Here is a 23,686-nt window from a genome sequence, read left to right as displayed (position 1 = left end):
AACGGGCCGTCTACGGCGGTTATTCGGAGTGGCCGGACGCCTGTAGCAGACGGTCGATATCGATCACTGCGGTCGCCTCGACGACGATTTCGCGCGTGGATTCATCGCCCTCGTCCCGGTCGTCCGCGTCCGCGGTGTCGTCCGCCGTCGGTTCGACCTCGAACGCCTCGCCGACCGACTCACCGATCCCGCTGTCCGTCCCTCGAGCCGACGAGAGAACCGCGGAGCCGCCCGCGGCGTCCAGTCCACCGGCTCCGGGCGCAGCCGTCACACTGGCGGCGTCGTCGGCCGGATCGTCGGCCACCGCACTCCCGAGATCGGCGCGTGGCTCCCGTTCCTGCGTGACGAGCGCAACGATCAGGGGATGTTCGAGGACGTCCCCCGAGAGGTCACTGGTCTCGACCGCGTCGCCCTCGAGTATATCGCTCTCGGGGATCGGTTCGACGCCGATGACGTCGTCGACCCGGATCGCAACCGACTGCTGGTCGCTCGACCGATCGAGCACGAGCAGGCGCTCGCGGCCCGACCGGGTTTCGGTGACGGGAAAGTGAACGGTCGGATCGATGACCGCGGTGATCTCCCCGCGGAGGTCCATCAGTCCCTCGATCGCCGGCGGCGAGCGCGGGACTCGCGTCAGGTCCGCCGGCGGTTCCGCGAGCGTCCTGACCGCGTCGACCGGGAGCGCGAGCCGGTGTTCGCCGACGCCGACGAAGACGAACTGGACGAGTCGTTCCTGCTCGCCGTCGTCGCCGTCCGCGTCGCGGGTCCGATCGGCGTCGTCGATATCGATTCCGAGAAGCTTTTCCGAGAGATCCGGGGCCATGGTCCTGTTCGTGTATCAGGTTCCATCAATAAAACGTTGACTCCACCGTGATAGTCACACAGTCCAAAACGTTCACCTGTGTCACCGTCACCCTCACCATCTCGTTTACACGGCACCGAGAACGCGTTTCGCGTCGACGACCGCCGCTTGGTATGCCGTAACCAGTACTAGTCATCTCTGATTCTACAGGTATCTCGCGCTATGTCGCGCATCGGAACGCTTATTTTTCGAACGGACATCCGTCAGGTGGAATGGGATCGGCATCGAACGACGACGGCGGGACTGACGACCGAGTCTCGGTACTCACGTTCGACCTCGAGGAGAAGCGATACTGTGTCAGGGCCGAGTCGGTCGCCTCCGTTCTCGGCGTCGCGGACGATGACCCCCTCGCGGCCGCCGACGATCCGTGGAACGCGGGGACGCTTTCTGCCGCCGGCGAACGGGTCAGAGTCGTCGACCTGCCGCGGGTATTCGGGTCGTCGTTCCGGACGGCGGCCCGGGTCGACGATCCGAAACTCCTCGTCTTTTCGGTCACCGACGGCGACGGCCGTTACTACGGCTGGCTCGTCGACGATGTCGACGTGACCAGACGCGTCCGACCCGCCTCGCTCGAGGCCCCGCACATGGCGACGACTCACGTGAAAGGGCGACTCGAGATCGACGGCGACGAAGTCGTCTGGCTCGACGAGCGGACGATCCACTCCTGACTGTCGTTCCGAATTCGACGGCAACGGCGACGGTGCGGCAGAAACAGACTACGGGAACTACGGGAAGCCCGGCGGCCCGCCGTCCGAATCGTCGTCAGTGTCCACGTCGAGGCCGAACTCCTCTCGCTGTTCTTGGAGCTGTTTGACCTGTCGGTAGTAGTACCCGATGCCGATGCCCCCGAGTAGGATTGCCGCCCCGACGAGTCCGAGGAACAGCGGAATGTCACGCGTGAGATAGTAGCGCAGCGAAACCGTGCTGTCGAGTTCGTCCCAGTAGAGTCGCTCCCGGTCGTCGACGATTTCGCGTTCGTACCCGTTCGGCGAGGCGTCCCCGAACAGGAAGTTCGTCGTCCGGTGGCCCTCGGGCAGCGTCACCTCGTAGGAACCCTCGACGTAGGCCGGCAGTTGGAACGTCTTTCGGCCGGCGTCGCCCGAGAACGCGAGCGTGCCGTTTCCGTCGGGCACCTGGACAGTGGTCTCCGAACGGCTCTGATCGACCTCGAGTTCCGAGCCGGTCAGTTCGGTGCCGTTGGGATGCCAGTAGCGGACGCTATTGATCTCTAGCGGCTCGTCGTGGAAGAGTGCCGACCGGTACAGCGACAGTTCCTCCGTTCCATTGAGGTCGTAGACCGCCCGGAACTCGCCGCTCTCGATGACGCTCCCGTCTTCGACCTCGATGGCGACGTCGGCGTCGCTGTCACGCAGATCGCTGTAGTCCTGCTCCTGATCGAGTTGTTCGTCCGATACCCCGCCGAAAAGCGCCGAGCAGCCGGCTACCGTCGTGAGCAACACGACCGCGATCGTCGCGAAAACGAGCCGTCGGTTCATGCTAAGGGACGACACAGCGGAGTTCGGCCGGGAGGTATTCGCCCACGCTCGCGAGCAGCCCCGGCGGATCGGTGTTTTCCGTACAGATGACGCTCTGCTCGAGCAGGCCGAGCCGTTCGACGGTCACGTAGTCCTGTGCGTGGCCGGCGCGGTTGAGCGTCGCTCGGACCTCGGCCCGGGTCGCGCTGTTGACGTTGAGGCGGCCGTCGCCGCGGGTCCACTCGTAGAGGCGATCCTGCTCGTCCTCGGCGAGCCGCGACGGCTCCTCGCCGTCGCCGCCGTAGACGAACCGCAGGGGCAGGTGCTGGACCAGCCCGTAGCGCTCGCGGATCTGCATCGCCGACCCCGGACCGAGCCCGAGTTCGTCGGTCGGGATCCGCACGCCGTCTCCCTGCCCGGCGTCGAGGACGAACCCGTCCTCGTCCCACGACTCGAGCGTGCCGACGTAGGTCTCGCCGGCCTCGAGGTCGGGGACGATTTCGCCGAACTCCTCGCGAAGGACGTTTCGCGCAACGGTAGCGTCCTCGCCTTCGATCGTCACCGACGGGAAGTCGTCGTGGCGGATGCCGATCTCGAACTCGACATCGAGTTCGCCGATCTCGTTTGCCACCAGCGAGCGCAGCGAATCCAGCGAGCGCTCTCGAGCGTCGCCCTCGACGTACAGTTTGGTTGCGAGTACGACCATCAGGCGTCCGCGTCGATGTTGAGTTCGTCCTCGAGGGCGTCGAGGCGGTCGTCCATCGCAGTGACCAGTCGGTTGTTGTCCATCGATTCGAGCGGCGAGCCACATTCTGGACACTCGAAGTTGAAGTCCATCGCCTCGCCGAACTCGAAGCGAATCGAGCAGATCTCACAGAGGTAGAACTCGTGGTTGCGCTCGTACTCCCGGCGCTCGTCGAGCGCCTCGTGGAGCCGATACATCTCCTCCTCGAGGTTCTCCGGGATGTTGTCGTACTCGAAGGTCCAGAGGTAGGTCAGCCACCCCGAGTCCTCGTCGCGCAGTCGCCGGTACGTGGCGAGATCGTTCTCGTAGAGAATGAACAGCGCGCGCCGCACGTCGTTCAACTCGAGGTCGAGCTCCTCGGCGAGCTCCTCGTCGGTCACTTCCCCGTCCGGGGGTGCCGCCGCGACGGGCATCCCCTTGGGACCGACCAGCTCGTGCAAATATTTCTGGATCACCGGGTCCTCGAGCAGGTCCTCAAAAGCCATTACCTACGTGTAACGGCATGAGGCCATTAAGTCTTATCAAGTACCCCGCCCGCGGTCGCGCGGCGACTGCGCGGGTCGCGGCCGAACGGGAGCCGCAACGGAGCGACGCCGTCGGCGCGTTCGGACGCGACGTTTATGGTGCTGGCTGGCACGTCTCGAGACGATGACTACCGATGCCGACGGGTCGTGCGGTGCCGTTCGGGCCGACCCCGCTGACCCCGATCTGTCGCACGTTCGTCGCCTCGAGTTCGACGTTCCGTGGCCGCCGAAACACGTCGCCGCCTACCTGCTCGAGGGGCCCGACCCGATCCTGATCGACGCGGGCGCACCCGGCGAGGACGGCGAGTCGGAACTGCGGGACGGACTCGCCGAGTTCGGCTACGAACCGGCCGATATCGATCACGTTCTCGTGACTCACGTCCACAGCGACCATCTCGGCCAACTCCCGGCGCTCCGGGACGCCGGTGCGACGGTGCACGTCTCGCAGGCGGCGATTTCGCGACTCGAGCGCGACCTCGAGACGATCCGGTCCGGACTCCGGGAGACGGCGCGATCGGCGGGCTATCGGGGCGAGGACGGCGACGACATCCTCGAGGAGGAACTCGAGTCGCGCCGCAGGGACCGGCGATTAATCGATGCCGAAACCGTCCAGCCGTTCGATCCCGTGGGGCCGGTTTCTGTCGGTGACCGCGAGTTCGAGGTCTTCGAAACGCCCGGCCACGAGATCGATCACTGTTGCTACGAGACGACTGTGGACGGAACGACGGTCCTCTTCGCGGGCGATACGCTCATCGAACCGTTCCGCGCCGGGGCTTTTCAGGTCGGATTCGATCGCGGAGCCTACGAGGGAGTCGGGGCCTACTACGAGGCGATGGACCGGCTGGCCGAGACGACCGCGACACACGTCTTCCCCGGCCACGGCCCCGCGTTCGAGGACCCCCAGCGAGTCGTCGAGACGACGCGCGAGCGGCTGGACACGCTCCTCGAGGAGACGCGGACGGCACTCGAGGCGATCGAACCCGCGACGCCGCTTTCGATCGCCGAAGAGCGGGTCGGGAACGTCCGCTATCACGCGCCGGTTCTCGACACGCTTGGGGCGCTGGGAACGCTCGAGAACCGAGGCTCCGTCTCGTACGAGACCGACGACGGCGTCCGCTACTACGAAACGCAGTGAAAGCGCCGGTCCGACCGGTCGCGACGGGAGCGGGTGGTTACGCCTCGCCCTCCTCGAGTTTGTACTTCTGGATCTTCCCGCTCGTCGTCCGCGGGAGTTCCTCGATGAACTCGATCTCGCGCGGGTGTTTGTAGCTGGCCACCTCCTCCAGACAGAACTCAGTGAGTTCCGCGGCCGTCACGTCGCTGCCGGGGGCGACGCCCTCGGCGGGGACGACGAACGCCTTCGGCACCTCGTTGCGCCGGTCGTCCGGAATCCCGACGACGGCGACGTCGGCGACGGCCTCGTGCTCGAGCAGGAGGTTCTCGAGTTCGCTGGGATAGACGTTGTAGCCGGCGGTGTTGATCATGTGCTTCTTGCGATCGACGATTTCGTAGTAGTTGTTCCCGTCGCGGCGGGCGATGTCGCCGGTCCGGAAGTAGCCGTTCTCGGTGAAGGCCGCCTCGGTCGCCTCGGGCAGGTTGAGGTACCCCTTCATGACCTGCGGCCCGCGGACGACGAGTTCGCCCTCCTCGCCGGGCGGGACTTCGTCGCCCGACTCGTCGACGATCTTGCAGTCGGTCATCCGCAAGGGCTGGCCGATCGTGCCGTGTTTCAGGCCAAAAGTCGAGCCGCTCTGGGTGTGGGTCGCGCCGTGGGTCTCGGTGAGGCCGTATCCCTCGGAGATATTCACGCCCGCAGTCTCCTCGAATCGCTCTTGGACTGCCGTCGAAAGCTTCGCGCCGCCCTCGGACGCTGACTCGAGGCTGGTGAGATCGTACTCGCCGAAGTCCTCGGCCTCGACCATATCCGCGTACATCGTCGTCACGCCCACGAAGTGGGTGATTCCCTCGTCCTCGATGAGTTGCATGCACTCCTGGGCGTCCCACTCGAGTGCGCTACGGAAGTAGAGCCGCCCGCCGCCGACCAGCGGCTGGAGGGCGGTGTGGGTAAAACCGGTGATGTGGTACAGCGGGAGCCACGTCAGACTGCGGATGTCGTCGGGGTCGACGTCGACGTTCGAGGCGGTCAGCGGCCACAGGAGCTGTGCCCGCGTGTTGCCGTGGGTGAGCTGGACCCCCTTCGGATCGCCGGTCGTCCCGGAGGTGTAGGGCAGCAGCGCCACGTCGTCGTCGGCGCGGTCGACCAGCGTCGGCTCGCCGCGCAGTTCTTCGAAGGCGTGGTCCTCGGGGTCCCGGGGCCACTCCTCGCTTTGAATCGTGATGATTTCCGGCTCCATCTCGGCATCCGCGATCGCCTCGTCGACGACCTCGCGCAGCGCTGGGTGGGTGACGATCGCCTTCGCTGCCGTGTCCTCGAGCTGGTAGGCCACTTCGCGGCGTTTGTACTGGGGATTGACCGGCGAGATCTCGACGCCGGCCTTGAACGCGCCGAGCGAAGCGACGAGGTACTGCGGGCAGTTCGGCAGGAAGACCAGCATTCGGTCGCCGGGCTCGAGGCCGAGATCGTGGAGGCCGCCGGCGAGTTCGGCCGTCCAGTCCCGGACCTCCGCGTGGGTCCAGTGCCGGCCGTGGTGCTCCATCGCCTGCGTCTCCCCGTGGTGCACTGCGGTCTGGTCGAACAGTTTCGCGACGTTCCCCGCTCGCGCGGACTGATCGACCGCTTCCAGATCCATGATTTGTGGTACCGAGGGCCGTGCTTAAAATTGTACCCCACACAGTACCGGGACAGAGCATTCGATCGTCCCGATAGGCTGCTGACTCGAGCGATACACTTACCACTGTTATTGTATTACGGACGACAAATGACCTCCGGGTCCGTCACGTGGCTCCGCAATCGGATCGACACCGCGGATATCGTCACGGTAGGTGTCTTCGCCGGCGTCCTCTTCGCTCTCGGCGTTGACGCGTCCATCATCGGGATGGTCCTCGTGGCCGCAGTCATCGCGCCGCTCGGCGAAGCCGCGTTCGACAGCGCAGACATCGATCCGGCACTCGCTGGGATCGGGTTCGGTTCGTTTGCCGTCATCGCCGGTGTCGTCCAGTTCCGAGATGGCGGCCTCTGGTTCGGCAGCGCCCTCCTCGCGGCGGGTTGTTGGATCTGCCTCGACGGGTTGTATGCACGACACAGCGGCGGAGCGACCACCGATGGCGAACCGGACACGACTGCTGAGGCCATGACGAAAGACGAGGTTGCCCTTGTGGGCCAGCACAACCGATGGCTGCTCGAGACGCTCCGCGAGGCCGACCGCCCGCTCACCGATGACGAAATCTGCGACCGAACCGGCCTACTGGACGAGGACCTCGAGCGGTTACTGGAGATCCACGGCGAGTCGGGGCCGATCGAACGGATCGGAAACGGGTATCGGATCGACGAAAACGAGATGGGGGCCGGCCCGTTTATCCGAACTCTCGTGGGGACAGTCAGCAGCCGGCTCCGCCGACCGTTCCGGCTGTTTCGACTGGGCGGCTGAGTCGACAGTCGACCCGCGATACAGCGGGACCGATCGCTTCGTGCGTCGCTAGTCTCGCTCCGCGTCGGCGTCCGACCCTGCCGACTCGACGCGCTTGCCCGTCTCCATCGGGATCACCTCTCGATCGGCACCGCTCCACTCCTGCTCGAGTTCCTGCCCCTCGAACAATCGGTCGAGGAAGACGGCGAGACCGGCCACTTCGGAGTGGGGCTGGTTGGTGACGCCGACGTTCCAGTCGGCTTCCTCGTAGACGTCGAAGGGAACCTTCTCGGAGCCGACGACGAGCAGGAGCGACTCGCCCTCGGTCGCATGGGCCGACCGAATCTCGTCCTCGATGTCTTGGACGCGCTCGCCGTACATCGTGAGATGGACGACTCGCCCCTCCCAGTTGCGGATGACGGCTTGGGGCGACTCCGTGAGTTCGGCCTCGAAGGGACCGCCGAACCGATCGGTGATGTCCGCGACGGTCTCGAGCGACTGGCCGGCGTTGTCGGGAAAGAGCACGCGGTCGGCACCCAGCGCCCGCGCGGTCAGTCCGACGTGGGTCGTCATCCGATCGTCCCGGCCGGGGCGGTGGCCGAGCCGGAGGACGACGACCTCGCTATCGTCGTGCATGTGCGAACTCACTCTCGGACGGGGTTAGGGGGTTTCGTTTTCCGACCGAACTTTTTGTGCCTCGGGTTCGCTCGCTATGCTCGCTCACCGCTCGTCTGCTCACGGGCGCTACGCGCCCGTTCGCATGGCCCGCGGGACCGAAGGTCCCGCGCTGGCACAAAAACTTCGATGAAAAAGGCCGAGCGCGCCGAGGGCGCGCTCGGTGAACCGCTCGCTTCGCGAGCGGATGCTGCGCTGCACCCACCGATCGGTTCGTTCCCCTCTCGTGCCCCGATCAGTCGTGACCTGACACGATTCGAGGCTCGAGAACGCTTATACTGTTGTGCCTGTCAGTAACAGGCTATGGAGAAGGTCAACGAATCGACTCTTGATTGGAAGGAGTACGATCACGGGGAGACCGCGTTCCGCCGAAAAGAGCTCTCCAACGCCGTCGACGCCGACGACCTCGGCTGCAGCCTCTACGAACTGCCGGCCGGCATGCGGTCGTGGCCCTATCACTACCACACGGCCAACGAGGAGGCGATCTACGTGCTGGCGGGCGACGGCCAGCTCGAAACCGAGGGCGGCCTCGAGCCGCTTGTGGCCGGCGACTACGTGACGCTCCCGGCGGACGAACGCGGCGGTCACAGGGTCGTCAACGACGGCGAGGAACCGCTCCGGTATCTGGCGATGTCGACGATGAACGAGCCGGATATCACCGTCTATCCCGGGATGGAGAAATTCGGCGTCTTCGTCGGTTCACCGCCGGGCGGCCGCGACGAGCGGTCGCTCGAGGGCTACTATCGCATCGACGACGAGACGGCGTACTGGGACGAGTAGCGGGTCGGAGCCGGCCTCGAGCGGCGGTCGGCGACCGGCCTCTCCGATAGGCTTTTTCGGCCCCCTGCGAAAGGGTCACACTATGGTCGCTTTCAGGAACCGGGTGGTGCGCCGATGACGGGGGCCGGCGAGTGGCTCCGGACCGCACGGCAGGAGCGGTGGGGGATCCTGACGGATCTCGCGTTCGCGGTCGTCTGGGTGACGATCGTCGAGACGGTCAACTACCTGCTCGGGCCGCCGACGTTGGTGTATTACATGCTCATGCTCGCGGGAATCGTCGCGTACTTCGGGTTCATCTGGAACTTCGAACTCGCGACCAGACGCCAGAACCAATAGTCTCGACGGCCGGTTCTGGACCGGTCGATCGGACGACCCCGTCAAAGTAACACCGACAGCGCCGCCGACTGTTCTCACCGCCTGCCGGATCGGATTCGCCGTCGCTACTCGAGTGGTGTCGCGAAAAAAGCTGCGTCCCGATCGATTACTCGCTTTCGTCCGTGTCGATGACGAGGACCGGTGCGCGGGTCGAGCGAAGCGTCCGTTCGGTCACGCTGCCGAGCAGCGCCCGTCTGACGCCCGACCGGCCGTGCGATCCCATGACGACGAGATCGATTCCGTTGTCGGCGACGTAGTTGGCGATCATGTCGTGGGGTCGCCCCGCCGAGACGTGCTCGACGGTTTCGATCCCCCGCTCGGCCGCGCGGTCGGCCACGTAGCCGGTGGCGCGTTCGGCGCGTTCCCGCACCTCGTCCATCTCGCCGTAGTGGCCCTGCTCGATGCGGTCGAGTTGCTCGCCGCCGAGGCTGAGACTCATCGCGTTGGTATCGACCACGTACAGGGCGTGTAGCTCCGCCCCGTACTGTTCGGCGAGATCGAGCGCGTGCTCGACCGCCATCTCGGCCGTGTCGCTTCCGTCAGTCGGAACGAGTATTCGTTCGTACATGGGTTCAGTCGTCCGCGGGGGTCTCGCCCCCGTCGGTCACGACGTCTTCGGCGGTCTGTTGCTGGCGCATCGGTTCGGGGCTGTGACACTGCCGAACGACGCGCTTGGTCTCCATCGGCGGTTCGTCCGTCATCAGCGAGACGATGATGGTGACCGCGAAGACGATCGGCAGCGTGATGAGCGCCGACCCGATGGCCGGCATCCACTGGGCCAGCCCCGCCGACAGCGGGGCCTCGAGCGACGAGACGTAGTTCGGCACGATCTCGTTGATCATCGGGATCGACCAGCCGACGAGCCCGGTGGTCATGCCGGCGAGAGCGCCCTGACGGTTGGCGTTCTCCCACCACATCCCGAGGAAGAACATCGGGAACAGCACGGAGCCGGCCAGCGCGAACGCGTAGCCGACGAGCGCGGCGATCGACGACGCGGGGTCGAGCGCGGCCAGCGTCGTCAGCACGCCGAGCGCGACGATCGAGAGACGACCGACGAGGATCTGCTGGCGCTGGGTCGCGTCCTCGTTGATGATGTTCGTGTAGATGTCGTGGCTGATCGCCGAGGAACCGGCGATGAAGAGGCCGGCGATCGTCGCGATCGCCGCGGCGATCCCGCCGGCCGCGATCAGTCCGACGAACCACTGGGGCAGGTTCGACAGCTGGGCCGCCAGCACGACGATGACCTCGCTGGCTGCACCGGTCATGCCGGGGTCGCCGTAGGTCGGAGCGACGTTCTGCGTGTAGAGGTCGGTCCCGAACGCCGCGAACGCCGGGGCGCTCCAGTAGAGGATGCAGATGAAGAACAGCCCCCAGACGGTCGACCAGCGGGCCGTTCGTTCGCTCTCGACCGTGTAGAACCGCACCAGCACGTGGGGCAGTCCGCAGGTCCCGACGATCAGCGAGAATGTAGTCGCGACCCACAGGTAGTAGCTACTATCACCCGCGAACGGTTCGCTGAACTCGCTCCCGAGGTCGTCGATCAGCATCCCGTACTCGAGTTGGGGCAGCACCGTCGAGTAGCCGTTCGTGTAGCCGACGACGAGCAGGCCGACCACGAACGCCAGAATGAGGATGACGTACTGGACCGCCTGGTTCTTCGTCGCGCCCATCATACCGGACAGCGTCAGGTACGCGACGGTAATAATCATCATGGCGACGACCATCACCTGGTAGCCGTCGAGGCCGGGGATGAGGCCGCCGTAGTCGCCGAAGATGTACAGGCCGACGAGCGCCATGCCCTTCGCCTGCCCGATGGCGTAGACGAACCCGATGAGGAACGTCGTCACGGCCGCGATAGCGCGTGCGCTGTCGGAGTTGAACCGGTCGCCGACGAAGTCGGGTGCCGTGTACTTCCCGAACCGGCGCAGCTGTGCGGCCATGAAGATCAGGAGGATGAAGTAGCCCGTCGTCCAGCCGACGACGTACACCAGCCCGTAGAAGCCGGCCAGTGCGATCGAGGCCGCCATTCCGAGGTAGGAGGCCGCCGACATCCAGTTCGCGCCGATCGCCATCCCGTTCTCCAGGTTCCCGATGGAGCGGCCGGCGACCCACATGTCCTCGGTGTCGGCCACGCGGAAGACGAAGCCGATGGCGAGGAACAGGCCCAGCATCCCCACCACGAGGAGCGCGGGAAGCGTCTTGAACGAAATGTCCAACGCTTCGGGAAGGAGGCTCTCCTGTAACGGAACGACCGGAACGCCCGTCATTCGTCCACACCTCCGTCAGAGCGTTGCTCCGACGAGGCTCGCGATCCGTCGGATCGCTCACCCCCATCAGCACCAGCGGCCTCGCCACCGCGGCTGGTTCCGCCGGCGGTCGCGTGATCGATGCCGTACTTCTCGTCTAACGCGTCGCGCTTTCGCGAGTACCAGAACGACAGGATCAGCGCGCTGGTCGGCGCGCCGAAGGCGACCAGGAAGTAGTGCAGCGGGAAGCCGAGCACCGGCATCTGCGTCGTCATCGCGTCGGTCGCGAGGTACGTCGCCGTCACCGGGCCCCAGACCGCGAGGACCCAGATGGCGAAGCCGGTCCAGACGATGCGCAGGTGATCGCGCATGAACGGCGTACTCGGGTTCAGCAGGTTCACCTCCGAGCCGAGGTAGTCGGTGTTTCGGTGGGCTTGGCCGGCCTGTCCGGCCACGCCACCGTCCGTTGCGGTTCGGTTGTCGGCTGAGTCGTGAGTGTTATTATCTGGCATATGTATGCGAATCGTGTGAGTGTGTCGTTGTTGAATCTCGAAAATCGAACGGCGATCGATTAGTCGGTCGCTACCTGGTCTGCGATGTCGTCGACGACCTCGGGATTACGCAGCGTCGAGGTGTTCCCGAGTTCGTTGCCGCTCGCGATGTCCTCGAGCAGGCGACGCATGATCTTGCCCGAGCGCGTCTTGGGCAGTTCGTGCGTGAAGACGACCTCCTCGGGCTTGGCGATCGGCCCGATGGAATCGAGGACGGCCTCGACGGCCCGCTCCTCGAGTTCCTCGTTGCCCTCGTAGCCGTCTTCGGGGATGGCGTAGACGTAGACGGCTTCGCCTTTGACCTCGTGGTCGCCGCCGACGACGGCGGCTTCGGCGATCCCCTCGACGCCGACGACGGCAGATTCGATTTCCATCGTGCCCAGCCGGTGGCCGGAGACGTTGATCACGTCGTCGACCCGGCCGAGGATGGTGATGTAGCCGTCGTCGTCGATCTTCGCGCCGTCCTCGGGGAAGTAGACCCACTCGTCTGCCTCCTCGTCGGAGTACTCCTGCCAGTACTCTTCGATGAACCGCTCGTCGTTGTTATATAGCGTCCGGAGCATGCCGGGCCACGGGTTGTCGACCGTGACGTAGCCGGCCTGTCCGGCGTCTACTTCCTCGCCTTCGGCGTCGACGACTCGAGCGTCGATCCCTGGCAGCGGCGGGCCCGCGGAACCGGGTTTCATGGTGTTGACCCCCGGCAGCGTCGTGATCATCATGCCGCCGGTTTCGGTCTGCCACCAGGTGTCGACGATCGGGCACTCCTCGTTGCCGATGTGCTTGTAGTACCACTTCCACGCGCGCGGATTGATCGGTTCCCCGACGGTGCCGAGCAGCCGCAGCGAGGAGAGGTCGTGGTTCTCGGTGTACTCCGAGCCCCACTTCATGAACGCGCGGATGGCCGTCGGCGCGGTGTAGAAGATGTCGACGCCGTTCTTCTCGACGATCTCCCACAGCCGGTCCTTCTCGGGGTAGTCCGGCGTCCCCTCGTACATTACGCTCGTCGTCCCCAGCGCGAGGGGACCGTAGACGATGTAGGAGTGACCGGTAATCCAGCCGATGTCGGCCGAGCACCAGTAGGTGTCGTCGGCCTCGATGTCGAGGACTGCGTGGCTCGTCCACGCCGTGTAGGCGAGGTAGCCGCCGGTGGTGTGCTTGACGCCCTTCGGCTCGCCGGTCGTCCCCGAAGTGTACATCAGGAACAGCATGTCCTCGGCGTCCCGGGAGACCGGCTCGACCGTCGACCCCTCGTGTTCGGCGACGAGTTCGTCGTAGTCGTGCTGGTTCTCCGCGAGGTCGTGCTCTAAGTCGTCGCCCAGTCGGTCGACGACCACGACATCGGAGACCTCGTGCTCGACCCCCTCGAGGCCCTCGTTGGTCTTCGAGATGTGATCGAGCGCGTCGCCGCGACGGTAGTAGCCGTCGCAGGTGACCAGATACTCGCTGTCGGCCGAGTTCATCCGCGTCGCCAGCGCGTCGGCCGAGAAGCCGGCGAAGACCACGCTATGCGGTGCGCCGATGCGGGCACACGCCAGCATCGCGATGGGCAGCTCCGGCACCATCGGCATGTACAGCGTGACGACGTCGTCCTCCTCGACGCCGAGGTCGCGCAGCGTCGCGGCAAAGTCCTCGACCTCGTCCAAGAGTTCGTCGTAGGTGAAGGTTCGCGTCTCCCCGAGTTCGCCCTCCCACTCGATCGCGACGCTGTCGCCGCGTCCTTCCTCTACGTGCCGATCGAGACAGTTGTACGACGCGTTGAGTTTCCCGTCGGTGAACCACTCGTAAAACGGCGCGTTGTCGTCCTCGAGCACGGAATCGTACTCCTCGTCCCACGAGAGGAGGTCGGCCGCACGCTCCCAACACTCCGGCCAGTTCTCCTCGAACTCCTCGTAGATCCCCGGATCAGAGACGTTTGCCTGCTCGACGAACGACTCGGGCGGCTCGAAGGCCTCCTGCTCCGCGAGTCGTGCCTCGAGGTTGGCATTGTCCTGTGACATGGTACACCCACTCAATCGAGTACATCCATAGTAAAGGCGGCCTCTAGTTGTGCAAAATCGACCCGATACTCGGAGGGGAACCTAGCATATATTGACTATATTAGGTCCTGATAGCCGACCGTCGCCCCCGAACGTTCGGGTTTTCGAGTGCGAAACGGGGGTTCCGAGCGATAACGGATGACAACGAACGTATATTTTGGCGCTGGATTCGTCCGGAACCGACGGACTCTCTAGAGACTTAGTCTCGATGGCCGACGGAACGCGGTCCCAGCCTAGCCGTCCGGATCGTCGAGGAACGTCCGGAGCAACTCGTGTTGGCCCTTCCGCAGGTGGTTGTGCAGCGTCGGCGAGGAGACTCCCATCGCGTCGGCGACTTCTTCGGCCGTGCTCTCCCGGGGCCAGTCGTAGTAGCCGCCGAAGTAGGCCGCTCGGAGCGCGGCCTCCTGTCGGTCGGTCAGCCGGTCCTCGAGGCCCTCGCGGAACTCGCGGGCCGTCTGGACGGTCCGTTCGGCCTCGCGTTTCCCGAGCAGTTCGGAGTCGGGAAACGACGAGCGGAGGCCGTCTATGATCGTCCGGAGGTCGGCGTCGGCCGCGCAGTCGCCGGTGAGCGTCGCCGCGCCGGCCTCGAAGATCGCTTCGTGGACGGTCACGCCGTACTCGGTCAGCGTGACGATGGGACAGGAGCCCTCGATGACGAACTCGACGCGCCAGCCGTCCTCGTCGGTCTCGACTAGCCGGCAGTCCTCGATCCCGGGCGCGGCGTCGGCGAGGTCGAAGACGTCGGCGGGCGACGCCCCCTCGAGCCGGACGTAGTAGAGCTGGGTCGACTCGTCGATCGGCACCAGCGAGTCGAGTTCGAACCGGCAGTCGAGTTGGCGCGAGGCGTCGACGAAAAAGGAGCGGTCGTCCCGACAGGCGACCTCGAGTTCGATCACGCGATCGGACAACAGGAGGTTCCGCCGGCGGATGGCGGCGATCGCGTAGCCGACCTGTCGGCCGATCGTCGCGAGCCACGTGCGCTCGTCCTCGCCGAACGCCGCCGGTCGGTCGGTCGCGACCGAGAGCGTCCCGTAGACGGTATCGCCGTACGCGAGCGGGACTTTCGCGACGGCCCCCGCAAACGAATCGCCGTCCTCGAGCGTCGCCGTCACGTCATCCGCGACCGTGACCGCCTCGTCCCGCGACCGGGCGGTCTCCGTCGGCTCCGCGTCCGCGAGGGACTCGACCGGCTCGTCCGCCCGCCACTCGTCGGGAACGAGCCGCTCGACCGCATCCGGATCGATCCCGCCGGACGCGCGCCACTCCCGGCGGCGATCCGAGATCGTCGCTCGGTCGATCCACGCGGCATCGTAGGCCTCCCCGTCGGTGAGCGCGGTACACGTCGTCGTCTCGACCTCCTCGTGATCGGTCGACTCGAGCAGCGCGTCGGTCACGTCCCGGTGTCGCCGGGCGACCGCGTACAGCCCCTCGAGTTCGTCGCGGCGCTCCCGGACGGTCTCGAGTTCCTCGTGGGCGGCCGTCCCGTCGCGGACGAAGACGGCGAACCCGCGGTGGCGACCCTGATCGTCCCGCAGCGGCGAGACGACTTCGGTCGCGCGAAAGCGCGAGCCGTCCTTGTGGACCCGCCAGCCGTCGGTTTCGCAGCCGGACTCCTCGACGGCCCGCGAGAGCGTGCGGTCGGGCGCGCCGTCCTCGACGGCGTCGTCGGTGTAGAACGCGGAGACGTGCGTGCCGACGATCTCGCCGGCGCGGTAGCCGAACAGCGCGGCCGCGCTCCGGTTCCAGCGCTCGACGTAGCCGTCCGCGTCGAGGCGGACGAGCGCGTACCGGTCGCTCGCGGCCAACAGGAGCCGGACGACGCTGTCGTCGCTCACCGCGGGCCCGGTCTGGGGATCGCCCGACCGGGGACCCGACGGCTCCTCGACGGCGTCGAAGGCGTCGACGATCTGGGAGTCGGTCGGCTCGGGCAGGTAGGACTCGAGGGCTTCGAAGCTGCGCCAGCCGCCCGCGGTCTTGACGACGCGCGGGTTCACGTCGTGGTCGACCAGCGCGGTGTGGGCGAAGTACTGGCGGAGATCGCTCGTAGAGATATCGGCGAGACTGCGGTCGTCGGCCAGATCGCTCGCTCGATCGGCGACGTCCGAGACCAGCATCTGTAGCCGGCGGGGCGTCACGGTGAAGATCCGATCGTCCGTCGAGAGGTCGTTACTGCGGGCGTAGCGTCGGAGTTCCCGTTCGACGCGGGTCGGCAGGTACGCTGTTCGGGACTCTCGCTCGTCGTCGGTCGGCACCCGGATCAGGTACCGCGGCGGATCGATCCGGACCTGATCGATATCGTCGATCGTGAGCCGCGTCAACTCGACCGGCCGAAGCCCGACATCCCCGCAGAGCCGGATCACCAGCGCCTCCCGGTAGGTTTCGGCCGCGTCGAGCAGCGACTCGTACTCCCGCCGCCCGAGTACGTCCCCCACACTCCCCTCGAGACTCATCGATTCTGTTCGGCCATTCTGGCGGCGCGAACATAATTGTATCGCCACTGAACAACGTTTCTAGCAGAACCTCGATTGCAGTGGGCAATAGCCGAGGAGAGAGCGTTTCGCGATCGTAGAAACAGCGAAATCCTATCGGATCGATCCGTCGGGGTCTCCCTCCTCGCCGATCTCGGCCTGGATCTCGCCGACGATCTCCGGGTTTCGCAGGGCGCTGGTATCGCCGAGTTCCTCACCGTTCGCGACGTCCTCGAGCAGGCGGCGCATGATCTTGCCCGAGCGGGTCTTGGGCAGTTCCGGGGTGAAGATCACCGCTTCGGGTCGGGCGATCGGGCCGATCGCGGACTCGATGTCGTCGCGGATCGCGCGCCGGACCGCCGCGTCGGAGTCGTGACCGCTCTCGGTGCTCACGTACGCGTAGACCTCGGTGTCCCCGGTCGGACTCGAGCGGCCGACGACGGCGGCCTCGGCGACGCCGTCGACGTTGGCGATCACACTCTCGATCTCCATGGTGCCGAGCCGGTGGCCGGAGACGTTGATCACGTCGTCGACCCGGCCGAGGACGGTGATGTAGCCGTCCTCGTCGATCCGAGCCGTATCGCCGCTGAAGTAGCGCCACGCGTCCTCGTCGGGATCGGAGAACCGCCGCCAGTACTCCGTGACGAACCGCTCGTCGTTGTCGTACAGCGTGCGGGCCATCCCCGGCCACGGGCGGGCGATCGTGAGATAGCCCGTCTCGCCGGGGTCGACCTCGTCGCCGGCTTCGTCGACGATTCGGGCGTCGATTCCCGGCAGCGGCGGGCCGGCCGACCCGGGCTTCATCTCGTCGAGTCCCGGTAGCGTCGAGATCGTGACCGCGCCGGTCTCGGTCTGCCACCACGTGTCGACGACCGGGCAGTCACCGCCGCCGATGTGTTCGCGATACCAGTTCCACGGGCGCGGGCTGATCGGCTCGCCGACGGTGCCGAGCAGCCGCAGCGACGACAGGTCGTGGGCGTCGGGGTAGTCCGAGCCCCACTTCATGAACGCGCGAATGGCCGTCGGCGCGGTGTAGAAGACGTCGACGGCGTTCCGGTCGACGATCTCCCAGAGCCGATCGCGGTCGGGGTAGTCCGGCGTTCCCTCGTACATCACGGTGGTGGTCCCCAGCGCCAGCGGCCCGTAGACGATGTAGGAGTGGCCGGTGATCCAGCCGATGTCGGCCGCACACCAGTAGGTGTCCTCGGGTTTGACGTCGAGGACGGCGTGGCTCGTCCACGCGACGTGGGCGAGATAGCCCCCCGTCGAGTGAACGACGCCCTTCGGCTCGCCGGTGGTCCCCGAGGTGTACATGAGAAACAGCATGTCCTCGGCGTCGCGGGACACCGGCTCGACGGTCGCGCCGGCGAACTCGTCGCGGAGGTCGTGATAGTCCCACTCGTCGTCGCCGAGGACGTGGGGCAGGTCGTCGCCGAGCCGATCCACGACGACGGTTCGAACGTCCTGCTCGAGGCCGATGCGGGCGTTGTCGGCCTTGCTCTTCTGGTTGAAGGCGTCGCCCCGGCGGTAGTAGCCGTCGCAGGTGACCAGATACTCGCTGTCGGCCGCGTCCATCCGCGTCGCGAGCGCGTCCGCGGAGAGCCCGGCGAAGACGACGCTGTGGGGCGCGCCGATGCGGGCACACGCCAGCATGGCGATCGGCAACTCGGGGATCATCGGCAGGTAGATCGTCACCACGTCGTCTTCCTCGACGCCGAGGTCCCGCAACGCCGCCGCGAACTCGTTGACCTCGACGTAGAGGTCCCGATAGGTGTAGGTCCGGCGCTCGCCCTGCTTGCCCTCCCAGCGGATCGCGGCGTGGTTCTTGCGCCCCGACTCGAGGTGTCTGTCCAGACAGTTGTACGAGGCGTTGAGGCGTCCGTCCGCGAACCAGCGGTAGAAGGGGGCGTCCTCGGCCTCGAGGACGGTGTCGTAGGCCTCGTCCCACGAGAGGAGGTCGGCCGCGCGGTTCCAACACTCCGGCCAGTTCGTCTCGAACGCCTCGTGGATCCCCGGATCGGAGACGTTCGCCTGCTCGACGAACGACTCGGGCGGGGTGTGGGTAGGTCCGATGGGTGCGGACGCGTCTCGGTCCCACCCGTTCCGATCGACCATATCTCGTCCGAACCGTGGATGGTCAGGGGAATAAACGTTCCTCCAAATCGCCAGCCGGTGGGCAGAGACGGACGGCGCTGCGCTATCGTTCGCGAGAATCCATCCCCCAACAGTGTGGTTGGTCCCGCTCGAGGTCGGCTACGGTTCGTCCGTCGTCGAGTCGATATCGACGATTTCCTCGGTGCCGTCGGTATCGTGCCGGCGAACGACGTACACGTCGTAGCGCTGGTCGTTCGCGACCGGGCTCCCGACGCTCGACTGGGGCGCGATCACCGAGCCGGCGTTCTCCGAGCCGATGAAAACGACTGACGCCTCGATCTCGCCGGCGACGCGGCGGATCTCGCGGACGACGTTCATCGTCGACGTCGCGGTCGGTTCGTCGGAGCTGACCCGCTCGACCCTGACTGTCGCTTCCGGCGCGACATCCGCGGCGCGCGTCTGCATCCCCGCCGCGATCGCCTCCGCGTCGAACGGCTCGCCCTGCGTGATCCAGCCCCGCTCTCGCGCGTAGTCGGCGTCGTCCGGAATCACCGTCAGGACGACGACCTCCTCGTCGAGCAGGTCGCCGAACGTCGACGCGCGCTCGAGCGCATGGGTCGCCAGTTCCGAGCCGTCGAAGGGAACGAGCAGTGACATACGACTACGTCACACGACAGCAGTGGTAAATGTTCTCCCTCCACTAACCGGACACTCACGTCTGATACCGCCGTCCTGCGGGGTTCGCGACCGATCCGAGCCCGTCGGATTCGCTACCCGACGACCAGTACCGGGCGGTCCGCGGTTCTGACGACCCTATCGACGGTGCTCCCGAGCAGCGCACCCTTGAACGACGAGCGGCCGCGGGAGCCGAGGACGACCGCACCCGCGTCCACCTCGGCCGCGTACTCGAGGATCTCCTCGTGGGGAACGCCGGACCGAACCACCGTCTCGACGGCCACGTCGCCCTCGGTCGCCGTCGTCTCGAGATCCGCGAGCCAGTCGTCCGCGCGCTCTTCGAGGTGTCGGCGGGCCTCCTCGGGGTCGACGATACCGCTGTCGTAATCGGTCCGCTCGTCGACGACGGCGATCCCGTACAGCGGCGCGTCGAACCGCTGGGCGAGCGCGACCGCGTGGTCGACCGCGGTGGCCGCGGCCTCGCTGCCGTCGGTCGCGACCAGAACGGAGTCGTACATGGACGTCGATACGGCCCGCCTCGAGAAAGGCCTATGGCTCGTCGGCCGCCGTCCGGAGACGCTCTCGAAATCCGATCGTCTCTCTGATAGTTCAGAAGGATTGTAGTATCGGCCGGTGCTTCTCACGGCCACGATGCCACAGGAATTGGCCCCCCTTGCTCGAGCGCTGTCGATGCCCTATTACGACGACGCCCTCCCGGCGCACGATCGGTTCCACGCCACCCGCGTCCGAGACCTATCGATTCGGTTGGCGAACGACTGCGAAAGCGCCGTCGAGCGAGACGTCCTCGCTGCGGCGGCCTGGTTCCACGACATCGGTCGCCCGCTGGAGCGAACGGGCGAGATCGACGATCACGATGCGTGGGGCGCGGCCGAGGCCGCGGACCGCCTCGAGAGAGAAGGCGTCGCGGCGGACCGAATCGACGCCGTCACGCACTGTATCCGGGCGCACAGTATTCGGGCGAGTTCGCCGGAGCCGGAGACGCTGGAGGCGCGGCTGCTCTTCGACGCGGACAAGTTAGATGCCGCCGGCGCACGCGGGATCGTCCGACTGTCCTGTATCGTCGGCGAACGGTCGGGGAGACGGGGCGAACCGTACGCGGTAATCGACGACGCGTCGGCGTCCGAACTGGCCGCGTCGGGGCTGCCGGACATCACGCTCCTTCGAGAGTGGGTCGACGAGCGGCTGGACGCGCTGTACACCGAACCCGGACGTCGCCTCGGCGAGTCCCGCCGGCGGTTCGTCGACGACTTCTTCGCGCGCTTCGAGAACGAGATCGGCGTCGGCGGGACGCAGTAACCCGGTCAGTCGCCGTCGGTCCTCCGCACACGGTCCGCGACGCCGCGGGCCGCCGTCGCCTTCACCGAGGCGACGATCGATCGACCGGGCTCGAGCCCCAGCGCCTCGACGCTTCGCCGCGTGACGAGCGCGACGAGTTCGGTGTCGCCGGCACTCACACTCTCGTCGCCGTCGTCCGGACTCCCGTCACCCGCCAGTTCGATCCCCACCCGCGCGACCGCGTCACCGGCCTCGAGCCACGAGACGGTCCCCGGAAACCGATTTCTGACGCTCGTTCCCTCGGCTCGTGGCACGTCGCTCGGCGCGTGCAGGCTGACGGCGTCGGATCGGATCGTCACGGACGCGCTCGCGGCGTCGGACGGCACGACCGCCAGCACGTCCCCGACACCGGTCGCGACGGTCGCGAGTTCGCCGTCGCGGTCGACGACCGGGCCTGAAAGCACTGTCTCGTCGACGCGGGCGACGCCCTCGTAGGCCGCGACCAGCCGATCGAACCGCGCCAGCAGGTCTCTGGCCGTCCCCGTCAGGGAACTCCCGCCGCCGTCGGCCCCGCCGCGGGTCCGCTCGACCAGCGGGCCGATCGCCGCCTCGAGTTCGACCACCCGCTGTTGCAGCCGCGGATAGGAGCGCTCGAGGGCCTCGGCCGCGCCCGACAGCGAGCCGCGGTCGTCGATCGCGCGCAACATCGCGACGTCGCTGCGGTCGACTGCGACATCGTCGATCCGCAGATAGGGGTCGAACTCCTTTTCCATGGTCATCGGTGGCTCACGCGGTGGTCCCGACCGATCGCGATGGGACCGCTCGAGTCACCCTTCGCGGTCAGGCTGGAAGTTCGTTTTCATCGTACAATAGATCCCCGCGGACGAAGCGGGCGGTCCGCTCGTCGCGCGGGTCGTCGAAGATCCGGTCCGGCGGGCCGACCTCGACGAGTTCCCCCTCGAGTAAGAAGGCGACGCGGTCCGAGATCCGCTCGGCCTGGTGCATGTCGTGGGTCGCGAGCAAGACGCCGCGGTCGCGCTCGCGGACCCGCTCGATCGCCCGCTCGAGGATGGCCGTGTTCCGCGGGTCGAGATCGGAGGTCGGCTCGTCGAGGACGAGCAACTCCGGTCGCGGTGCGAGCGCGCGGGCGAACGACACCCGCTGGGCCTCCCCGCCCGACAGCGACCCCGCGTCGCGGTCCCACTCGTCCCGGAGCCCGACGAGTTCGAGCGCCTCGAGGGTGCGATCGTCGACCGTCGGCGAGCCTCGAATCCAGCGAGCGACGACTCGCCGTGCGAAGTCCCGGAGCCGCTGGGACCACGGCCGGCGGACCCGGCCGCCGATATCCACGTTGCGCGCCACCGTCGTCTCGAACAGGCTCGCCCGCTGGAAGACCATGCCGATCCGCCGGCGGATCTCGAGTCGCTCGTCTCGAGAGCGAGCCCACGGGTCCGTCCCGTCACAGCGGACGACGCCGTCGGTCGGTCGCTCGAACAGGGCGGCCAGCCGCAACAGCGTGGTCTTGCCGGCCCCCGAGGGACCGATGATCGTCACGATCTCGCCGGACTCGACCTCGAGTGAAACGTCCGTCACGATTTCCGTGCCGTCGACGCCGTAGGCGACGTCCTCGAGCGCGAGGTTCATGGTCGTCTCATCGGGATCGGACGCGGGTTTCTCGTGGGCGTCGTATTTCTCGTGCATCATCGACCTCCGAGTCGCAAGACGATTCCGTTGACGAGCAAGACGAGGACGAGCAACACCGCGCCGAGTACCAGCGCCGTTTCGAACTCGCCCTTCCGGACCTCGAACTGGATCGCGGTGGTCAGGGTTCGGGTCTTCGAGGTGCCGTCGGCGTAGGCGATGTTACCGCCCACGATGAGGACGGAGCCGACCTCGCTGATCGCGCGACCGAACCCGGCGAGAATTCCCGTGATGACGCCGTATCGGGCCTCTTTGAGCGTAATCAGGGCGACATCGGCTCGCGTGCCACCGACCCCGTAGGCGGCCCCCTGCACGGCGTCGTCGACGCCTTCGATCGCCGAGAGCGCGACGCCGGTGATCACGGGCGCGGCGAGGACGAGTTGGGAGATGATCATCGCCTCGGGCGTGTAGATGAGGTTCAGGGTCCCCAGCGGCCCCTGATTCGAGAGGACGTACCAGACGAGGAGTCCGACGACGACGCTCGGAAACCCCATCCCGGTGTTGATGACGGCGGTGACGAACCGCTTCCCCCTGAAGTCCGAAAAGCCGACGGCGAAGGCGATCGGCAGGCTCAGGGCGGTACTCAGCAGGACCGCGATCAGACTGACCGTCAGCGAGATCCGGATGATGCTCCGGAGATAGGTCGGATCGGAGAACGCTTCGAATGCCATTAGTGGTGTGGGGAGAGCCGACCGCGATCAATCGCCCGACGAGTCCGGTTGCCACCCTTCGGGGACGTACTGCCGGAAGTTCGGGTCCGCCGACAGGGCCTCGGGATAGAACAGCTGTTCGCCGTTCGCGGTGAACTCCTCGATGATCTGTTGGCCCTCGGGGCTCGTGAAAAACCCGATGTACGACATCGCGAGGTCGTAGTTGACGTTCGGATGAATCTCGGGGTTGACCGCCATGATCCCGTACGGGTTCGCGAGTAGCTCCGGGCCGCCCTCGATCGGCCCTTCCACCAGGATCTCGAGGTCGAGGTCGTCCCGCGAGAGGTACGTGCCCCGATCGGCGAGCGTGTAGGCCCCCGACTCGTTCGCGTTGGTCAACGTCTCGCCCATCCCCTGCCCGAGTTCCTGGTACCACTCGCCGCCGGGTTCGACGCCGGCCTCGTCCCAGATCACGAGTTCCTTCGTGTGCGTTCCGGACTCGTCCCCGCGGGAGACGAACGTCGCCTCGGCGCTCGCGATCGCGTCGAAGGCGGCCGCCGCGCCCTCGGCGTCGCCGATGCCGGCCGGGTCGTCGCTCGGGCCGACGACGACGAAATCGTTGAACATCAGATCGCGCCGATTGACGCCGTACCCCTCCTGCATGAACTCGTCTTCGCGCGAGCGGGCGTGGACCAGAATCACGTCCGCGTTACCGTCTCGAGCGGAACGGATCGAGGCACCCGTTCCCTCCGCGTTGGCCGCGACGCGCACGCCGTATCGCTCCCTGAAGGCTTCGTTAATTTCGGTGAGCAGTCCCGTCGCTTCCGTACTCGTCGTCGTCGCGAGCGCGAGTTCCTCGCCGGCGATCGAGCCCTCACCGTCGTCCTCTCCCGATCCGATGCAGCCCGCAACGGCCGTCGCGATCCCCGCCGCGCTCGCCCCGAGGACCTCCCGGCGTCGATATTCCATATTGGGAACAACGATGGAAGACACTCCTATAAACGTA

The 23,686-nt window shown here is 66.6% G+C and carries 24 protein-coding genes; 6 read left to right on the top strand and 18 right to left on the bottom strand.

What is annotated here, in order from left to right; all coding sequences use genetic code 11:
- Nucleotides 1-19: 19 nt before the first annotated feature.
- Nucleotides 20-823, bottom strand: coding sequence for a chemotaxis protein CheW (locus tag ACT4ML_RS08995; RefSeq protein ID WP_444720545.1), 804 nt, complete (start codon nucleotides 821-823; stop codon nucleotides 20-22).
- 251 nt (nucleotides 824-1,074) lie between these two features.
- Between ACT4ML_RS08995 and ACT4ML_RS08990 the strand changes: the two genes are divergently transcribed.
- A complete protein-coding gene (locus tag ACT4ML_RS08990) occupies nucleotides 1,075-1,530 on the top strand; it encodes a chemotaxis protein CheW (RefSeq protein WP_444720544.1) in 456 nt (151 codons plus the stop codon).
- Between the two features lie 57 nt (nucleotides 1,531-1,587).
- Here ACT4ML_RS08990 and ACT4ML_RS08985 read toward each other — a convergent pair whose 3' ends face one another.
- From ACT4ML_RS08985 to tfe, 3 genes are read right to left on the bottom strand one after another with little or no spacing between them, the layout of a single operon-like run.
- Nucleotides 1,588-2,358, bottom strand: coding sequence for a DUF5803 family protein (locus ACT4ML_RS08985; protein WP_444720543.1), 771 nt, complete (start codon nucleotides 2,356-2,358; stop codon nucleotides 1,588-1,590).
- Nucleotide 2,359: 1 nt separating this feature from the next.
- On the bottom strand, nucleotides 2,360-3,043 hold the full coding sequence (locus tag ACT4ML_RS08980; RefSeq protein WP_444720542.1) for a DUF2110 family protein: 684 nt from the start codon (nucleotides 3,041-3,043) through the stop codon (nucleotides 2,360-2,362).
- Nucleotides 3,043-3,567 (bottom strand): transcription factor E, encoded by a 525-nt coding sequence (gene tfe / locus ACT4ML_RS08975; RefSeq protein ID WP_006429779.1) that lies wholly within the window; start codon nucleotides 3,565-3,567, stop codon nucleotides 3,043-3,045. The genes ACT4ML_RS08980 and tfe overlap by 1 nt, the downstream gene beginning before the upstream one ends.
- A gap of 163 nt (nucleotides 3,568-3,730) precedes the next feature.
- Here tfe and ACT4ML_RS08970 point away from each other — a divergent pair, with 163 nt between their 5' ends.
- Nucleotides 3,731-4,741 (top strand): MBL fold metallo-hydrolase, encoded by a 1,011-nt coding sequence (locus ACT4ML_RS08970; RefSeq protein ID WP_444720541.1) that lies wholly within the window; start codon nucleotides 3,731-3,733, stop codon nucleotides 4,739-4,741.
- A gap of 37 nt (nucleotides 4,742-4,778) precedes the next feature.
- Here ACT4ML_RS08970 and ACT4ML_RS08965 read toward each other — a convergent pair whose 3' ends face one another.
- A complete protein-coding gene (locus tag ACT4ML_RS08965; protein ID WP_444720540.1) occupies nucleotides 4,779-6,356 on the bottom strand; it encodes a class I adenylate-forming enzyme family protein in 1,578 nt (525 codons plus the stop codon).
- 129 nt (nucleotides 6,357-6,485) lie between these two features.
- On the opposite strand from ACT4ML_RS08965, the gene ACT4ML_RS08960 reads away from it, so the two are divergent.
- Nucleotides 6,486-7,154: a hypothetical protein gene (locus ACT4ML_RS08960; RefSeq protein WP_444720539.1), complete on the top strand. Its 669-nt coding sequence runs from the start codon at nucleotides 6,486-6,488 to the stop codon at nucleotides 7,152-7,154.
- Between the two features lie 48 nt (nucleotides 7,155-7,202).
- Here the strand turns inward: ACT4ML_RS08960 and ACT4ML_RS08955 are convergent, their stop codons facing one another.
- Complete coding sequence (locus ACT4ML_RS08955) at nucleotides 7,203-7,769, bottom strand: tRNA (cytidine(56)-2'-O)-methyltransferase (protein WP_444720538.1); 567 nt, start codon at nucleotides 7,767-7,769, stop codon at nucleotides 7,203-7,205.
- A 342-nt stretch (nucleotides 7,770-8,111) separates the two neighbouring features.
- Between ACT4ML_RS08955 and ACT4ML_RS08950 the strand changes: the two genes are divergently transcribed.
- Nucleotides 8,112-8,588, top strand: coding sequence for a cupin domain-containing protein (locus ACT4ML_RS08950; RefSeq protein ID WP_444720537.1), 477 nt, complete (start codon nucleotides 8,112-8,114; stop codon nucleotides 8,586-8,588).
- A gap of 114 nt (nucleotides 8,589-8,702) precedes the next feature.
- Nucleotides 8,703-8,924, top strand: a complete 222-nt coding sequence (locus tag ACT4ML_RS08945; protein ID WP_444720536.1) for a hypothetical protein — start codon at nucleotides 8,703-8,705, stop codon at nucleotides 8,922-8,924.
- Between the two features lie 145 nt (nucleotides 8,925-9,069).
- Here the strand turns inward: ACT4ML_RS08945 and ACT4ML_RS08940 are convergent, their stop codons facing one another.
- The 8 genes from ACT4ML_RS08940 to ACT4ML_RS08905 form a co-directional block, all read right to left on the bottom strand.
- Nucleotides 9,070-9,531, bottom strand: a complete 462-nt coding sequence (locus ACT4ML_RS08940; RefSeq protein WP_444720535.1) for a universal stress protein — start codon at nucleotides 9,529-9,531, stop codon at nucleotides 9,070-9,072.
- A 4-nt stretch (nucleotides 9,532-9,535) separates the two neighbouring features.
- Nucleotides 9,536-11,230 (bottom strand): VC_2705 family sodium/solute symporter, encoded by a 1,695-nt coding sequence (locus ACT4ML_RS08935; RefSeq protein WP_444720534.1) that lies wholly within the window; start codon nucleotides 11,228-11,230, stop codon nucleotides 9,536-9,538.
- On the bottom strand, nucleotides 11,227-11,721 hold the full coding sequence (locus ACT4ML_RS08930; protein WP_444720533.1) for a DUF4212 domain-containing protein: 495 nt from the start codon (nucleotides 11,719-11,721) through the stop codon (nucleotides 11,227-11,229). The genes ACT4ML_RS08935 and ACT4ML_RS08930 overlap by 4 nt, the downstream gene beginning before the upstream one ends.
- A 59-nt stretch (nucleotides 11,722-11,780) precedes the next feature.
- On the bottom strand, nucleotides 11,781-13,757 hold the full coding sequence (gene acs / locus ACT4ML_RS08925) for an acetate--CoA ligase (RefSeq protein WP_444720532.1): 1,977 nt from the start codon (nucleotides 13,755-13,757) through the stop codon (nucleotides 11,781-11,783).
- A gap of 272 nt (nucleotides 13,758-14,029) precedes the next feature.
- Nucleotides 14,030-16,246 (bottom strand): bacterio-opsin activator domain-containing protein, encoded by a 2,217-nt coding sequence (locus tag ACT4ML_RS08920; protein WP_444720531.1) that lies wholly within the window; start codon nucleotides 16,244-16,246, stop codon nucleotides 14,030-14,032.
- A 132-nt stretch (nucleotides 16,247-16,378) separates the two neighbouring features.
- Nucleotides 16,379-18,379 carry an acetate--CoA ligase gene (gene acs, locus ACT4ML_RS08915; protein WP_444720530.1) on the bottom strand — a complete coding sequence of 667 codons (2,001 nt, stop codon included), beginning with the start codon at nucleotides 18,377-18,379 and terminating at the stop codon, nucleotides 16,379-16,381.
- A 138-nt stretch (nucleotides 18,380-18,517) separates the two neighbouring features.
- Nucleotides 18,518-19,015: a universal stress protein gene (locus ACT4ML_RS08910; RefSeq protein WP_444720529.1), complete on the bottom strand. Its 498-nt coding sequence runs from the start codon at nucleotides 19,013-19,015 to the stop codon at nucleotides 18,518-18,520.
- A gap of 113 nt (nucleotides 19,016-19,128) precedes the next feature.
- The gene (locus tag ACT4ML_RS08905; protein WP_138245584.1) at nucleotides 19,129-19,551 is read right to left on the bottom strand and encodes a universal stress protein; all 423 of its coding nucleotides are present in this window, start codon (nucleotides 19,549-19,551) and stop codon (nucleotides 19,129-19,131) included.
- A 133-nt stretch (nucleotides 19,552-19,684) separates the two neighbouring features.
- Here ACT4ML_RS08905 and ACT4ML_RS08900 point away from each other — a divergent pair, with 133 nt between their 5' ends.
- Complete coding sequence (locus ACT4ML_RS08900) at nucleotides 19,685-20,350, top strand: HD domain-containing protein (protein WP_444720528.1); 666 nt, start codon at nucleotides 19,685-19,687, stop codon at nucleotides 20,348-20,350.
- A gap of 5 nt (nucleotides 20,351-20,355) precedes the next feature.
- On the opposite strand, the gene ACT4ML_RS08895 is transcribed toward ACT4ML_RS08900, so the two are convergent.
- The 4 genes from ACT4ML_RS08895 to ACT4ML_RS08880 all read right to left on the bottom strand — a co-directional run bounded on the left by ACT4ML_RS08895 (nucleotide 20,356) and on the right by ACT4ML_RS08880 (nucleotide 23,649).
- Nucleotides 20,356-21,102, bottom strand: a complete 747-nt coding sequence (locus ACT4ML_RS08895) for a TOBE domain-containing protein (protein ID WP_444720615.1) — start codon at nucleotides 21,100-21,102, stop codon at nucleotides 20,356-20,358.
- A 67-nt stretch (nucleotides 21,103-21,169) separates the two neighbouring features.
- Nucleotides 21,170-21,973: an ABC transporter ATP-binding protein gene (locus ACT4ML_RS08890; protein ID WP_444720614.1), complete on the bottom strand. Its 804-nt coding sequence runs from the start codon at nucleotides 21,971-21,973 to the stop codon at nucleotides 21,170-21,172.
- A 56-nt stretch (nucleotides 21,974-22,029) separates the two neighbouring features.
- A complete protein-coding gene (locus ACT4ML_RS08885) occupies nucleotides 22,030-22,701 on the bottom strand; it encodes an ABC transporter permease (RefSeq protein WP_444720527.1) in 672 nt (223 codons plus the stop codon).
- A gap of 27 nt (nucleotides 22,702-22,728) precedes the next feature.
- Nucleotides 22,729-23,649 carry a substrate-binding domain-containing protein gene (locus ACT4ML_RS08880; RefSeq protein WP_444720526.1) on the bottom strand — a complete coding sequence of 307 codons (921 nt, stop codon included), beginning with the start codon at nucleotides 23,647-23,649 and terminating at the stop codon, nucleotides 22,729-22,731.
- Between the last annotated feature and the right edge of the window lie 37 nt (nucleotides 23,650-23,686).

It is taken from the genome of Natrinema sp. LN54, assembly GCF_052439245.1.
Taxonomy (GTDB): Archaea; Halobacteriota; Halobacteria; order Halobacteriales; family Natrialbaceae; genus Natrinema; species Natrinema versiforme_A.
This window is presented reverse-complemented; position numbering and strand designations above follow the sequence as displayed.